A 14459-nucleotide genomic window follows, 5' to 3' on the forward strand; every position below is an offset into this window, starting at 1 on the left:
GTAAGGAGAAAAGATGAGTAAAAAAGTCTATTTTTTTGCCACTTGTCTTGGTTCTGCTGTTATGGGCAGAACCGTTGTAAGTGCCATTAAGCTACTTCAACGTGAAGGCATTGAGGTGATTTATAAAGAGAAACAGACCTGTTGTGGTCAGCCTAGCTATAACACTGGCTACTTTGAAGAGACTAAGAAAATAGCTCTTTATAACGCTAAACAATTTAGCGAAAACTACCCAATCATCGTGCCAAGTGGCTCTTGTGCTGGTATGATGGTGCAAGATTATGGCGAGCTATTTCACGGCGATAAAGATGAGGCGTTTATGAAGGAATTTAGCTCACGCATCATTGAACTTAGCGTTTTCTTAGACAAGCATTTAGGCGTAAAATACGAAGATAAGGGTGACCCACTAAAAATCACTTGGCATACAAATTGCCACGCACTTAGGGTTTCAAAAACCATTGAAAGCTCTAAAAATTTACTAAAACAACTAGCAAATGTTGAGCTTGTGGATTTAAAATATGAAGAGGAGTGCTGTGGTTTTGGTGGCACTTTTGCGGTAAAAGAGCCTGAAATTTCAAATGCTATGGCGGTTGAAAAAGTAAAAGATATTGAAAATGCTGGTGCAAAATATGTCGTTTCTGGCGACGGCGGATGTTTATTAAATATCAGTGGCACGCTAAAAAGACAAAACGCAAAGACACAAAGTATGCACCTTTATGACTTTATTTTAAGAAGAATTGAGGGAGAGAGGCTATGAAACACGAAAAAATCGTCCGTGAAAAACTTCAAGACCAACAGCTAAGAAACAACCTATTCTCGGCGATGCACACGCTTCAAACAAACAGAAAAAATTTGCTTAACAACAAATTTAACGACTGGGAGGGGCTTAGAAGCAAGGCAAAAAAGGCAAAAGATAACGCCCTAAACACACTTGCTGACCGCCTTGAAGAGTTTGAGAAAAACGCCACTAAAAACGGCTTTAAAGTCCATTGGGCAAAGGATGGAGCAGAGGCCTGTGATATTATTTATAATCTTATGAAAGAGAAAAACATTGATAAAATTTTAAAACAAAAATCAATGGCAAGTGAAGAAATTCACCTAAATCACTATCTTGAAGATAAGGGTTTAACCGCACTTGAAACGGATTTAGGCGAGGTGATTATCCAGCTAGCTCACGAGCCGCCAGTGCATATTGTTGTCCCAGCAATTCACAAAAACCGCTATGAAATCGGCGAACTCTTTCACGAGAAAATTCCAAACGCTCCAAAAGAGCACGAGCCAGAGAAGTTAAATGCAATCGCAAGAGAGCATATGAGAGGCGAGTTTAAGACCGCTAAAATGGGGCTTTGTGGTGCGAATTTTGCCCTTTCACGAGAGGGTGCGATTTGGCTTGCTGAAAATGAAGGCAACGGTAGAATGTGCACCACCATTTCAGATGTTTTAGTTAGCATTTGTGGCATTGAAAAGGTCGTTGAGTGCTTTGAAGACGCTGCTACTGCTGATACGCTTTTAGTGCCATCAGCCACTGGTCAGTTTATCACAAACTACAACAACATAATCTCAGGTCCACGCCGTGAAGGCGAGCTTGACGGACCAAAAGAGTGCCACATTATCTTGCTTGATAATCATAGAACCGATATTTTAGCACACGAGGATTATTATGGTGCTTTACGCTGTATCCGCTGTGGTGCTTGTATGAATTTCTGCCCAGTTTATGATAAAATCGGCGGTCATAGCTATCAGGCTGTATATCCAGGACCAATTGGCGAGGTAATTAGCCCACAAATTTTTGGTATGGATAAGCACGGCGATGTTGTTACGCTTTGTTCGCTTTGCGGTCGCTGTTCTGAGGTTTGTCCGGTTAAAATTCCACTCGCTGAGATGATTAGACAGCTAAGACGCGATAAAATCGGACAGGGTAAAAACCCACCACACGGCACTGAAAAATTAGAGAGCAACACCATTGAAAAGCTCATTTTCTTTGGCTTTACCTACGTTGCAACTCACGGCGGATTGTGGAAGCTTGGTATGAGCAACGCAAGACACTTCAACGGCTTAATCCAGTCGCAAGGTAAGAGAATTCCAGTGCTTAAAAACTGGTTTGAGTTTAAAGATTTAGAAAATCTTGACTTTAATACCTATGAAAACGTTAAAAATATGCCGGGGGTGAGATATGAGTAGTAAAGAATACATTTTAAACGCAATTAGAACAAGGGGTCAAAAGATAAAGAGTGCAGACGGCACCCCTACGATTGACCCGGTCGGACACATTAAAGATGATGAGAATTTGTATAAAGAATTCATCACTCGCTCAGCCGAGCATAAGTCAAATGTGATAGAGAGCAGTCTTGAAAATTTAGCAAACGATATCAATGCTATTTTTGAAAAAGAGGGTGTTAAGAATTTAATCTACCCAGAGGGTTTGCCAGTTGATATTGAGGCGTTAAAAATTGCTGGTAAATTTAAGTTTGACACACCAATTGATGGCTTTAAAGAGAATGTATTTGACTACGATGTTTCGGTTATTAACGCTAGACACGCCGTTAGCTCACACGGCATTTGCTGTATTGCTAGCTCAAAAGAGCAGCCTCGCCTTTTAAGCCTAACGCCAAAGGTTTGCATAATGCTTGTTAATAAAGAGAAAATCACAAAGTCAATCTCATCAGCCCTAAATAATATAAAGCAAGAAGAGGGCGGTAAATTACCAACAAACGTTGTCTTTATCGCTGGCCCTTCAAGGACGGCTGACATTGAGCTTGTGCCAGTGCTTGGAGTTCACGGCTCACAGATTGCTTACGTTGTAGTCTATTAAAATTTGGCAGGTAAATCCTGCCAAATTTAAAAATCCTTATCATTTATAACTTTTAATTTATATTTTTTTACTAAAATTACACTTTTAAGACTTAAAATTTTGGATAGATTATGAAAAAAATTATTTTTGTTGTGGCTGTTTTGGTGGCTGGATTTTTTGCTTATGAGTTTTTAAAACCAAAGCCAAAGACCGAGTATATCACGCAAAAGGCAATCAGGGGCGATTTGGCAAAAAAGGTTGAAGCAAATGGCGAAATTTTTGCGACCGAGCTTGTTGATGTGGGAGCTCAGGTTAGCGGTCAGATTAAAAAGCTTTACGTAAAGCTAGGCGATAGCGTAAAACAGGGCGATATGATAGCTGAAATAGATGATGAAACGCAAAAAAATAACGTTGAAAATAGACGCGCTCAGCTTTTAATCTATGAAGCTCAGCTAGAAAGCGCAAAAGTGGCTTATGAGGTTGCAAAATCGCAGTTTGAGCGTGAAAATTCGCTCTTTAAAGCAAACGCAACCTCAAAGCAAAACTACGAAAATTCAAAAAACACTATGGCTAGTGCCAAGGCAAAAATTGGCGAGTTAAATGCACAGATAAATCAGGCTAAAATCGCACTTGATACGGCGTTAATTGATCTTGGCTACACCAAAATTTTAGCCCCAAGAAACGGCGTTGTGGTCTCTGTGCCAGTTGAAGAGGGGCAAACCATAAACGCAAATCAAACCACGCCAACTATCGTTTATATCGCTGATTTAAGCAGTGTCAAGCTTAAAATGCAAATTGCCGAGGGCGATATCACAAAAATTAAGGTCGGCACAAAGGTTGAGTATGAAATTCTCTCAGATGATAAGAAATTCTATGCGGTCGTAAGCTCAATTGACCCGGGTCTTACCACGCTAAGCGACGGCAAATACACAAGCACCAGCACTTCAAGCACCAGTTCAACCTCGGCGGTTTATTACTACGCCCAAAGCATAGTTGATAATAAAGACGGAATTTTAAGAATCGGTATGACAACGCAAAATTCTCTCCTAATTGACGAGGCAAAAGACGCAATCATCGTGCCAAGTATCGCCGTAAAAAAAGACGGCAAAAAGCATTTTGTGCAAATTTTATCTGAAAACTCGCCAAAAAAGGTTGAGGTAGAAGTCGGCATAAGTGATGGCATAAATACGCAAATTTTAAGCGGTGTTAGCGAAAATGACGAGATAATCACGGCGCAAGGTAGCAGCGAAGAGATCGCTAAAATGGTAGAAAAGGCGAAATTTTAGTGATAGTTTTAAAAGATATTGTTAAAAAATTTCGTGTCGGCGATAATGATATACAGGTTTTAAACGGCATAAATTTAAGCATAAAAAAGGGCGAGTTTATCGCGATCATCGGACAATCAGGCTCTGGCAAATCAACGCTTATGAATATCCTTGGCTGTCTTGATAACGCAAGCAGTGGCGAGTATCTTTTAAACGGCAAGGATATCACGCACTTTAAAAGCGACGAGTTAGCACAGCTTAGGCGTGAGAAATTTGGCTTTATCTTTCAAAGATACAACCTGCTTTCAAGTATGAACGCCCTGCAAAACGTATCACTGCCAAGCATTTATGCTGGTGTGGCTAAAAAAGATAGAGAGAAACTAGCCAGTGAAATTTTAAGCGGACTTGGGCTTGGGGATAAAATTTCAAGCTATCCAAACAAGCTTAGTGGCGGACAGCAACAGCGTGTAAGTATCGCGCGCGCCCTAATAAACGGCGGCGAGATAATTTTAGCTGACGAGCCAACTGGCGCGCTTGATAGCAAGAGCGGGCAAATGGTGATGAAAATTTTAAAAGAGCTTCACGCAAAGGGGCACACTATAATCATCGTAACCCACGACGCAAACATCGCTGCTCACGCAAACAGAGTCATTGAGATAAAAGACGGCGATATCATAAGCGACACGCAAAAAAAAGATGAAATTTTTAATCTAAACGAAGCAAAACAGCCAGAAAAAAGCCTATTAAACTACTACAAAGACCAGCTCATTGAGAGCTTTAAAATGTCGGTATCTGCGATATTTTCGCATAAGCTTAGATCAATGCTAACGATGCTTGGTATAATAATTGGCATAGCAGCGGTCATTAGCGTGGTCGCACTTGGTAAAGGCTCACAAGAGCAAATTCTTTCAAGTATTAGCAAAATTGGCACAAATACCATTGATATTTTGCCTGGCAAAGGCTTTGGCGATATGAGATCAAACCGCGTTAGAACCCTAAGCGTAAGCGACGCGAAATTCCTTGAAAAACAGCCATTTTTAGACTCCGTAACCCCAAACACTTCAAGCTCTGGCATACTTACTTATAAAAATTTATCATTTTCTGCCTCGCTTCGTGGCGGTAGTTCTAGCACACTTGATGTAAATGGCTTAAAGGTTGAGCAGGGCAGGGTGTTTGATGATGATGAGATTAAAGGCTCAGCAAGTGTCGTTTTAATAGACGCAAATACCAAAAAAACGCTATTTAAAAACGAAAATCCTATCGGCAAAGTGGTGCTTTTTGATAAAAAACCGCTAAAAATCATCGGCGTTGTCGCGCCAACCGATAATGGCTTTGACGACCCAAGTGTGCTTAGGCTTTATGCGCCATATTCAAGCGTGATAAATAAAATCACTGGCGATAAGATTATCCGCTACATAACCGTTAGGGTAAAAGATAGCGTAAATGCACAGGTGGCTGAGAAGAGTCTAACTGAGCTACTTACCGCAAAGCACGGCAAAAAGGACTTTTTTACTAGAAATTCTGACAGCATTAAAAAGACGATTGAAGAAACTATTGGCACTATGAGGCTTCTAATCTCATCAATTGCTGTTATTTCGCTAGTTGTTGGCGGTATTGGCGTGATGAATATAATGCTAGTTTCGGTAACTGAACGCACAAAGGAGATCGGTATAAAAATGGCGATCGGTGCTAGGGCGAGTAATATCTTACAGCAGTTTTTGATTGAAGCGGTTTTGCTTTGTATCATCGGCGGTGCTATCGGCGTTGCTTTGGCGTATGCTATTGGCTATGTGTTTAATAACTTTGGCGATTTTAAGATGATTTTCTCAAACGCCTCAATCGTGGTGGCACTCGTTACTTCAATGGCGATAGGCATTATCTTTGGCTTTGTCCCAGCAAGAAACGCCTCACGCCTTAACCCGATAGACGCACTTTCAAGGGAGTAGAGCTACTGCTCGTAAAAATACGACTGCTCTATGCCCTTAAAGATAATCTCTCTATCATTTATTTTATCGGTTAAATTTGCCCTTAGAAGCGTTTTTAATTCTAGATCATTTACTGGGCTTCTTTCCATTGCCTGTAAATACCTAAATTTATCTACATTTTGCCAGTTTATGAGCATTTTTATCCTGTTTTTTAGCATTAAGTCAAGCCAAATTCTCATCGCTCTGCCGTTGCCCTCTAAAAATGGGTGCGCTATGTTCATCTCAACGTATTTTTCAACTATTTGGTCAAAATTTTGCTCACTTAAAGCCTCTATTTTTGGTAAAATTTCTTTTAAATAGAGTGAATTTGCAAACCTAAAACCGCCCTTTGAGATATTTACCTCTCTAATTTTACCTGCAAAATCATATAAGTCCTTAAAAATATAGCCGTGAATTTGGCTTAAACCTTTAAACGTGCCAACTTCAATTTCGTCTATCTTGCCACTTTCAAAAAGCTCGTATGCCTTTAAAAGGCTAAGGCTATCTATCTCGTTTTGTTTCATTATTTACCTTAAAAATTTTTCTAAATTATTGCATAAGATTTTTAAATTTTCATTACTTCAAGTAACATTTTGTAAATTTATGATTAAAAATCTATTAAAATTTTAAAAATTTTTTGTATAATCCAAAACTTACTAAATAAAAAAAGGGGTAAAAATGAAAAAATTTAGCGTTTTAGCTTCATCTTTGGCGTTAATTAGCACTTTTGGCTACGCAAAAGAGATAGCTATTGGACTACCAATGCCAATTACTGGTGCGATAGCAGCCTACGGACAAACAGCCTATGAGGGCGTAAAAATGGCAAATATCTTAGAGCCAAAGCTAAAAAATGGCGATACGATTAAGCTTGTTTTGGTTGATACAAAGGGCGATAAAATAGAGACAGCAACTGCGACAAATAGGCTCATTTCAAGCGATAAAGTAGTAGGCATAATCGGCGCACTAACCACTGGCAACACCCAGCAAGTCCTAGGCATAGCAGAGGAGAAAAAAATCCCAGTCATCGCCCCAGCAGCCACGGCTGATAAGCTATTTGACGGCAAGAAATTTGGAGCTAGGGTCTGCTTTATGGATTCGTTTCAAGGCTCGGCGTTTGCGGCATTTTCTTACGATAAGCTAAACGCAAAAACGGCAGTTTTGGTGGTAGATCAAGCTCAAGTTTATTCACTTGGACTTGCAAAGGCGTTTGAGAAAGAATTTAAACAAAAGGGCGGTAAGGTCGTTAAAAAGCTAAATATAACATCTGGCGATAAGGATTTTAAGGCGGTTGCAGCACAGCTTAAAAGCTTAAATGCCGATGTGGTTTATATGCCAATTTACCACCCAGAAGCATCAATGATAGTCCGCCAAGCTAAGCAGGTCGGTGTTACTTCAAAATTTGGCTCAGGCGACGGCGTGGCTAATCAAACCTTCATTGACCTTGGTGGCGAGGCGGTAAATGATTATATGTTTACCGACACTTTTGATTACACAAGACCGCCGACAAAACGTTCAGAGGAGTTTTTAGCAGCTTATGAAAAAGAAAAGGGTAACAGAGAAATCGCTAGCTTTACCGCACTTGGTGCTGATGCCTATTTTATAATGGTAAATGCGATGAATGAGTGTGCCGACCCAAGTGATAGCGTTTGTGTAAATGAGAAAATTCACGCCACTTCAAATTTTGAGGGTGTAAGCGGTGTTATTAGCATTGACGCTAGCGGTAATGCGACACGTTCGGTTGTTATTAAAGAGATAAAAGATTTAAAACCAGCCTACAAAGACATCGTAAATCCATAATTTTTGCCCCAAAATTTTGGGGCAAATTTTAAATTTAAACGCATTTTGTGCTTTTAAATTTAAAATTTTCATCGGAGTTTTCTTGGATAGTTCAATATTTTTACAACAAATGGTAAATGGATTTAGCCTTGGGTCTATGTATGCACTCATTGCTATTGGTTATACTATGGTTTATGGGGTTTTAAGACTTATAAATTTTGCTCACGGCGATATTATGATGGTGGGTGCTTATGTCGGACTTTTTGCGATGACTAGCCTTCATCTGCCCTTTGTTTTTGCCATAGTTTTTAGCGTTACAATAGCCATTATTTTAGGCATTAGCATTGATAGAGTGGCGTATAAACCACTGCGAAAAGCACCTAGAATTTCGCTTTTAATCACCGCAATTGGCGTTAGTTTTTTGCTTGAAAATTTATTTAATGTCATCTTTGGCGGCACTCCACGACCATTTTTGGTGCCAGAATTTTTAGAAAAAGTGATAAATTTTGGCGAGATTAGCATTACGCTAACGACCATTATCGTGCCGATTTTAACACTTGTTTTACTGCTTTTTGTGCTTTTTATCCTTTATAAAACAAAATATGGTATGGCAATTCGCGCGCTTGCTTTTGATATTGGGGCTGTTCATTTAATGGGGATTGATGCAAATTTAATCATCGCAATTGTCTTTGCACTTGGCTCATCACTAGCTGCCATTGCTGGTATTTTTTGGGCTGTTAGCTATCCATCGGTTGAGCCTTTAATGGGTGTTTTAATCGGCTTAAAAGCCTTTGCAGCAGCGGTGCTTGGTGGCATTGGCTCAGTCGGTGGGGCTGTGATTGGCGGATTTATCATCGGCTTTACAGAGATTGTCGTGGTCGCATTTTTCCCCGATATGGCAGGGTTTAAGGACGCCTTTGCCTTTGTATTTTTAATCTTTGTTTTACTATTTAAGCCAACTGGAATTTTAGGCATAAATTACGAAAGAAGTAGGTTTTAAGATGAAAATTTTACACGTGATATTTTTTGCCTTGGCTGTTGGTTTTGTTTATGCTTCAAATTTTATCTTTGATGAGTATCATTTAAGTATTGTTAATAATATTGCAATTTTTATCATCTTAGCCGTTAGCTACAATCTCATAAATGGCGTTACTGGGCAGTTTAGCTTAGAGCCAAACGGCTTTGTCGCACTTGGTGCTTATGTAACAGCCCTTATGCTTCTTAGTCCAGATGCTAAAATTTCGCAGTTTGATATTGAAGATCCGGCTGGGGTTATTTTGGCTTTTTATCTGCCAAATTTCATCTTAGCCTTGATTTGTGCTGGTATTGCCTCAACGATTTTAGCCCTTATTTTATCGTATCCAGTGTTTAGAGTTAGGGGCGATTATCTTGCCATTGTTACGCTTGGATTTGGTTTTATCATTCAAATAATTGCCATAAATTTCCCAGCCTTTACAAACGGCTCGCTTGGCTTAAACGAAGTCCCAAAGCACTCAAATATCTACTACACCGGAGGCGTGGCAATTATCGCTGTTGTGGCTATTTTAAACATTATTTATTCAAAATTTGGTCGTGCTATGAAGGCGGTTAGAGATGATGAGGATGCTGCTCTTGCTATGGGGATTGACACGTTTAAGATTAAAACCCTTGCTTTTTGCACGAGTGCCTTTTTTGAGGGCGTTGGCGGTGGTTTGCTAGTCTGTCTTTTAGGCTCTGTTTCGCCAGATCAATTTACATTTTTCTTTACATTTCAGCTTCTTATTATCATCGTGCTTGGCGGACTTGGCTCTACAACTGGTGCTGTTATCGGGACGATTTTGGTTATGGGTGGTAGCGAGTGGCTTAGATTTTTAGATGAGCCGATGAGCCTTTTTGGCTACACTACACCAGCCTTGCCGGGGCTTAGAATGGTCGTTTTCTCGCTGATTTTAATCCTTGTAATGCTATTTGCAAGAGAGGGTATAATGGGCAAACGTGAGCTAACGGAGCTAAAATTTAAAAAACGGACTAAAAAATGATACTTAGTTTAGAAAATATTAGTAAAAATTTTGGTGGCGTAAATGCGATTAGCCAAACATCTTTTGGGATAAAAAGGGGCGAAATTTTTGGTCTTATTGGACCAAATGGTGCTGGCAAAACGACAATGTTTAACATAATCACTGGCAATTATAGCCCAAGCAGTGGCAAGGTGATTTTTGATAGCAAAGATATAACAAATCTTAAACCAAATAAAATCGTTCATCTTGGCATTGCTAGGACGTTTCAAAATATCCGCCTGTTTAGCTCACTTAGTGTGCTACAAAATGTCCTTATCGGCTTTGATAACGCCATAAAATACACGGCAATTGAGGCGTTTTTGCACCTTGGCAGATATAAAAAATTTGAAAAAAAGGCTCACGATGACGCTATGGCTTTGCTTGATGAGCTTGGTATTAGCCAGTTTGCAAACGAAATGGCAGTTGATTTAAGCTACGGACAGCAAAGAAAGGTTGAGATAGCAAGAGCACTTGCTACAAATCCAAAGCTTCTTTTGCTTGATGAGCCAGCTGCTGGGATGAATCACACCGAGAGCGATGAGCTAGCTAGGCTTATATTTTCATTGCGAGATAAGCGAAATATGAGTATTTTATTGATTGAGCACGATATGAAATTTGTAAATCATCTTTGCGATAGGGTTTTAGTGCTTGATTATGGACGTGTGATTTTTAGCGGCACACCAAGCGAAGCGATAAATAATAGCGAGGTTATAACGGCTTATTTAGGGGATTTTTTAAATGATTAGTGTTAAAAATTTAAGTGTTTATTATGGGCTTATTCGGGCGGTTAAAGATATTAGTTTTGAGGTAAAAACTGGGCAAATTGTATCAATGCTAGGCTCAAATGGTGCTGGTAAAACCTCAACCTTAAATGCTCTAATTAACGCTGTAAAACGCACTGGTGAGATAAATTTTTTAGGCTATGATACAAGAAGGCACCTAACTCACACTCTCGTTAAAATGGGTATTTCGCTCGTGCCTGAGGGTAGGCGAGTGTTTATAAATTTAAGCGTTGAGGAGAATTTACGAATTGGTGCTTTTAACAACGATGAGAATTATGAGCATTTAAGAGATACGATGTATGAGCTATTTCCACGCTTAAAGAGCAAGAAAAATCAGCTAGCTGGCACGTTAAGCGGTGGCGAGGCACAGATGCTTGCCATTTCAAGGGCGTTAATGAGCGAACCAAAGCTTTTGATGCTTGATGAGCCTAGTCTTGGGCTTGCACCAAAAATCGTCGGCGAAGTTTTTGATATTATCGTTCGTTTAAAACACGAGGGCATTACGATACTTTTGGTTGAGCAAAATGCCTATGGGGCGTTAAAAATCAGTGATTACGCTTATGTGCTTGAAAGCGGTCAGATCGTAATGCAAGGCGATGCACAAGAGATGATAAACAACCCAGATATTAAGAAAAAATATCTTGGTGCTTAAAATAAACAGATAGTAAGCTTAAAGTAAATTTAGAAATTTTAAGCTTCACGCCCATTCTTGGGTTACTTTTTAATAAATTTATTATATAATCAACGCAAAAAATTCAAAGGTTATCTATGGTTTTAAAGAAATTTCTTAGTATGACATCGGCAATTATTTTATTTTTAATTTTTGCCGTTGCTAGCGGAGTGGCTACGATAATTGAGAGCAAAACCTCCACTGATACGGCTTGGGCTTATGTCTATGGCACGAGCTGGTTTGGGCTTATTCAGCTACTTTTGGGTATAAATTTAGCCTACAATATCTACGCATACAGGCTTATAAATTTAAAAAAACTGCCCGTTTTTCTCTTTCATCTTAGTTTTATTGGGATTTTAATCGGCTCAATTTTAACTCGCTATTTTGGCTTTGAGGGTAATGTGCATATCAGAGAAAATAGCGAAACAAATATCATCACAACTCGTGGCTCATTTATAAATTTTGCGACCAAATTTGATGGCAAAGAGTATGAAATTTCAATCCCTCGTGAGCTTGAAGTGCTTGGTAAAAACGGCTTTGATTTAGCTCTAAAACTACCAGAGGGCGAAGCAAGGCTTAAATACCTTGAATACGTCCCAAACGCAGATTATAAATTCGTAAATAGCGAGGGCGGTAAGCCAGTCATTGAGCTTGTGCTTTCAAATGCTACCGAGCGAGAAGAGGTTAATTTGCTTGACGGCGAGGAGGTCATCGCTGGTAACGTCAGCTTTTTGTTTAACGCCACCCCACGCCCCGGCACAAAATATGTGCTTTTTAGTCTAAATGACAATAAATTCACACTCACTTCAAACACGCAAATTTCGCAGTTTGCAATGGCTGATAATGTAAAATCAACCATTGAAGCAAACGCCACAGCCCAGTTTGACCCACTTCATCTTTTCACGATAAATGGGGTAAATTTTTCGGCTAAATTTCTATCAACAAGTGCCGTTAGAAAGCTAGTGCCAGTTAAAGAGAGCCAGTTTGATGCTATTGTAGCCGAGTTAAGCTACAAGGGCGAGAAAAAAGAGATGGTGCTTTTTCATAATCTAATTGAACCAGCAAAGGCGATAATCGGTGCTCAGGTGTTTAGTGCCTCGTGGGGTTTTATGCAGCTTAAAATGCCATTTAGCCTTTATTTAAAGGACTTTGAGCTACTTCGCTATCCCGGCTCAAACTCGCCGATGAGCTATGCTAGTGATGTTATTGTAAAGGATAAAAATATGCCTGAATTTGAGTATAGAATTTATATGAATCACGTCCTAGATCACGCCGGATACCGCTTTTTTCAAAGCTCGTATGATCAAGATGAGCGTGGCACGATTTTATCTGTAAATAAAGACCCGGGCAAAATTCCTACCTACATTAGCTACTTTTTGCTCGGGCTTGGGCTGATTTTAAACCTAATAAATCCAAATTCAAGGTTTAGACAACTTGCTAAAAAGATAAATCAAGATAGCATTAAGAGCGTGATTTTGCTGGTTGTGGCTAGTTTTGTTACGTTTGGTGTTACAAATTTACACGCTGATGACTTTTTGCCTAAGATTGATAAGACGCACGCCGATAGGCTTGGGCGTTTGCTTGTGCAAAGCCCTGATGGCAGGATAGAGCCGTTTGATACGATAAGCAAAGAGGTGCTAAATAAAATTCACAGAAAAGATACGATTGGCGAGCTTAACTCAAATCAAGCCGTGCTTTCAATTATGCTAGACCCGCCATTTTGGCGTAAAGAGAATATCATCGCCGTTGGTCAGAGCAAGGAGTTAAAGCGTGAGCTTGGCATTGATGAGCGTGCTAAATTTGCAAATTTTAACGACTTTTTTACCACAAATGATAAGGGTGGCGAGTATAAACTGACACGTTTTACAGAGATTGCAAACCGCAAACACCCCGGCTCTCGTGGGACTTTTGATAAAGAGGTGATTAAGGTTGATGAGCGTTTAAATGTGTTTTATATGGTTTTTATGGGCGAAATTTTTAAAATTTTCCCAAAAAAGGACGACCCAAATAACACGTGGTATTCGCCGGGCTCGGCACTTATGAGTATGCAAGGCGATGAAGCAAACGCCATTGCTGTGATGATGAGAGATTATTTTGTCGCCGTTGATGATGCGATAGTTAGTGGCGATTGGAGCAAGGCGGATAAGGCACTTGGCGTGATTGAGAGCTATCAAAGAGAATTTGGAGCGGCGATAATACCGCCAAAATCACGCATTGATACAGAAATTTTATTTAACAAGCTTGAAATTTTTGACTGCCTAACGCCACTTTATCTAATCGCTGGATTTGTGCTTTTAATATTTGTTTTTGTTAAAATGCTATCGCCAAAATCAAATATAAACGCCGTGTTTAAGGCGATTTATTACCTAAATATCCTAGCATTTTTAGTCCATACCGCTGGACTTGGGCTTAGGTGGTATATCGCCCAGCACGCCCCTTGGAGCAATGCCTATGAGTCTATGGTCTATATCGCTTGGGCGTTAAGCCTTTCTGGCATAGTGTTTTCAAAGCAAAGCCCAATTGCAATGGCACTAACCTCAATCCTAGCTGGTGTTACGCTATTTGTGGCTCATCTTAGTTGGCTTGACCCACAAATTACCACGCTTGCGCCGGTGCTAAAAAGCTACTGGCTTACAATCCACGTTTCTGTTATCACGGCAAGTTACGGATTTTTAGGGCTTTGTGCATTGCTCGGATTTTTTGTTCTTGTGCTTATGATTTTGCAAAAGAAAAAATCGCCAAGTGCTGAAATTTCAAGAAACGTAACAGAGGCGACTAGAATAAACGAAATGGCAATGATTTTAGGGCTTTCACTGCTTACGCTTGGCAACTTCTTAGGTGGTGTGTGGGCAAACGAGAGCTGGGGACGCTACTGGGGCTGGGATAGCAAGGAGACTTGGGCGTTGGTTTCAATCCTAGTTTATGCAGCCGTGCTTCACATTAGATTTATCCCAAAGCTAAACTCGCAATACGCCTTTGCCGTTAGCTCAATGTTTGCTTACTGGGCGATTATTATGACCTATTTTGGCGTGAATTTTTACCTTTCTGGTATGCATTCATACGCTGCTGGCGACCCGCTACCGATACCAAACTACATTTACGTGATTTTCGCCGTTATGTTTGGCGTTAGCATTTTTGCCTACTTTAAAAGGCAGTTTTTTGCAAAGCTTTAATTCTT

Annotated in this window: 12 protein-coding genes; 11 read left to right on the plus strand and 1 reads right to left on the minus strand. The window is 39.8% G+C overall.

Features of this window, described 5'->3' with window-relative positions:
• Positions 1 to 13 precede the first annotated feature (13 nt).
• The 5 genes from NYG85_RS01555 to NYG85_RS01575 all read left to right on the plus strand — a co-directional run bounded on the left by NYG85_RS01555 (position 14) and on the right by NYG85_RS01575 (position 5999).
• Positions 14 to 754, plus strand: coding sequence for a (Fe-S)-binding protein (locus NYG85_RS01555; RefSeq protein ID WP_284936593.1), 741 nt, complete (start codon positions 14 to 16; stop codon positions 752 to 754).
• The gene (locus tag NYG85_RS01560) at positions 751 to 2178 is read left to right on the plus strand and encodes a LutB/LldF family L-lactate oxidation iron-sulfur protein (protein ID WP_284936594.1); all 1428 of its coding nucleotides are present in this window, start codon (positions 751 to 753) and stop codon (positions 2176 to 2178) included. The genes NYG85_RS01555 and NYG85_RS01560 overlap by 4 nt, the downstream gene beginning before the upstream one ends.
• Positions 2171 to 2809 (plus strand): LutC/YkgG family protein, encoded by a 639-nt coding sequence (locus tag NYG85_RS01565; protein WP_284936595.1) that lies wholly within the window; start codon positions 2171 to 2173, stop codon positions 2807 to 2809. Before NYG85_RS01560 ends, NYG85_RS01565 begins: the two co-directional genes overlap by 8 nt.
• Before the next feature lie 110 nt (positions 2810 to 2919).
• Positions 2920 to 4074, plus strand: a complete 1155-nt coding sequence (locus NYG85_RS01570) for an efflux RND transporter periplasmic adaptor subunit (RefSeq protein WP_284936597.1) — start codon at positions 2920 to 2922, stop codon at positions 4072 to 4074.
• The gene (locus tag NYG85_RS01575; protein WP_284936598.1) at positions 4074 to 5999 is read left to right on the plus strand and encodes a MacB family efflux pump subunit; all 1926 of its coding nucleotides are present in this window, start codon (positions 4074 to 4076) and stop codon (positions 5997 to 5999) included. The genes NYG85_RS01570 and NYG85_RS01575 overlap by 1 nt, the downstream gene beginning before the upstream one ends.
• Positions 6000 to 6001: 2 nt before the next feature.
• On the opposite strand, the gene fic is transcribed toward NYG85_RS01575, so the two are convergent.
• Positions 6002 to 6541 carry a protein adenylyltransferase Fic gene (gene fic / locus NYG85_RS01580; protein WP_284936600.1) on the minus strand — a complete coding sequence of 180 codons (540 nt, stop codon included), beginning with the start codon at positions 6539 to 6541 and terminating at the stop codon, positions 6002 to 6004.
• Between the two features lie 154 nt (positions 6542 to 6695).
• On the opposite strand from fic, the gene NYG85_RS01585 reads away from it, so the two are divergent.
• The 6 genes from NYG85_RS01585 (at position 6696) to NYG85_RS01610 (ending at position 14454) form a co-directional block, all read left to right on the plus strand.
• Positions 6696 to 7814, plus strand: a complete 1119-nt coding sequence (locus tag NYG85_RS01585) for an ABC transporter substrate-binding protein (protein WP_284936601.1) — start codon at positions 6696 to 6698, stop codon at positions 7812 to 7814.
• A gap of 82 nt (positions 7815 to 7896) precedes the next feature.
• Complete coding sequence (locus NYG85_RS01590; protein WP_284936602.1) at positions 7897 to 8793, plus strand: branched-chain amino acid ABC transporter permease; 897 nt, start codon at positions 7897 to 7899, stop codon at positions 8791 to 8793.
• Position 8794: 1 nt separating this feature from the next.
• Positions 8795 to 9811 carry a branched-chain amino acid ABC transporter permease gene (locus NYG85_RS01595; protein WP_284936603.1) on the plus strand — a complete coding sequence of 339 codons (1017 nt, stop codon included), beginning with the start codon at positions 8795 to 8797 and terminating at the stop codon, positions 9809 to 9811.
• Positions 9808 to 10575: an ABC transporter ATP-binding protein gene (locus NYG85_RS01600; RefSeq protein ID WP_284936604.1), complete on the plus strand. Its 768-nt coding sequence runs from the start codon at positions 9808 to 9810 to the stop codon at positions 10573 to 10575. The genes NYG85_RS01595 and NYG85_RS01600 overlap by 4 nt, the downstream gene beginning before the upstream one ends.
• Positions 10568 to 11263 carry an ABC transporter ATP-binding protein gene (locus NYG85_RS01605; RefSeq protein ID WP_284936605.1) on the plus strand — a complete coding sequence of 232 codons (696 nt, stop codon included), beginning with the start codon at positions 10568 to 10570 and terminating at the stop codon, positions 11261 to 11263. Before NYG85_RS01600 ends, NYG85_RS01605 begins: the two co-directional genes overlap by 8 nt.
• A gap of 116 nt (positions 11264 to 11379) precedes the next feature.
• Positions 11380 to 14454, plus strand: coding sequence for a cytochrome c biogenesis protein CcsA (locus NYG85_RS01610; RefSeq protein WP_284936606.1), 3075 nt, complete (start codon positions 11380 to 11382; stop codon positions 14452 to 14454).
• Positions 14455 to 14459 lie beyond the last annotated feature (5 nt).

This window comes from Campylobacter gastrosuis, from assembly GCF_030249845.1.
Taxonomy (GTDB): Bacteria; Campylobacterota; Campylobacteria; order Campylobacterales; family Campylobacteraceae; genus Campylobacter_A; species Campylobacter_A gastrosuis.

What these genes read in the sequence shown, in the direction of transcription:
- NYG85_RS01560 (WP_284936594.1), top strand. Translation starts at nt 751, where the DNA reads ATGAAACACGAAAAAATCGTCCGTGAAAAACTTCAAGACCAACAGCTA.
- NYG85_RS01600 (WP_284936604.1), top strand. Translation starts at nt 9,808, where the DNA reads ATGATACTTAGTTTAGAAAATATTAGTAAAAATTTTGGTGGCGTAAAT.
- NYG85_RS01570 (WP_284936597.1), top strand. Translation starts at nt 2,920, where the DNA reads ATGAAAAAAATTATTTTTGTTGTGGCTGTTTTGGTGGCTGGATTTTTT.
- NYG85_RS01555 (WP_284936593.1), top strand. Translation starts at nt 14, where the DNA reads ATGAGTAAAAAAGTCTATTTTTTTGCCACTTGTCTTGGTTCTGCTGTT.
- NYG85_RS01605 (WP_284936605.1), top strand. Translation starts at nt 10,568, where the DNA reads ATGATTAGTGTTAAAAATTTAAGTGTTTATTATGGGCTTATTCGGGCG.
- NYG85_RS01595 (WP_284936603.1), top strand. Translation starts at nt 8,795, where the DNA reads ATGAAAATTTTACACGTGATATTTTTTGCCTTGGCTGTTGGTTTTGTT.
- NYG85_RS01585 (WP_284936601.1), top strand. Translation starts at nt 6,696, where the DNA reads ATGAAAAAATTTAGCGTTTTAGCTTCATCTTTGGCGTTAATTAGCACT.
- NYG85_RS01610 (WP_284936606.1), top strand. Translation starts at nt 11,380, where the DNA reads ATGGTTTTAAAGAAATTTCTTAGTATGACATCGGCAATTATTTTATTT.
- NYG85_RS01565 (WP_284936595.1), top strand. Translation starts at nt 2,171, where the DNA reads ATGAGTAGTAAAGAATACATTTTAAACGCAATTAGAACAAGGGGTCAA.
- fic (WP_284936600.1), bottom strand. Translation starts at nt 6,541, where the DNA reads ATGAAACAAAACGAGATAGATAGCCTTAGCCTTTTAAAGGCATACGAG.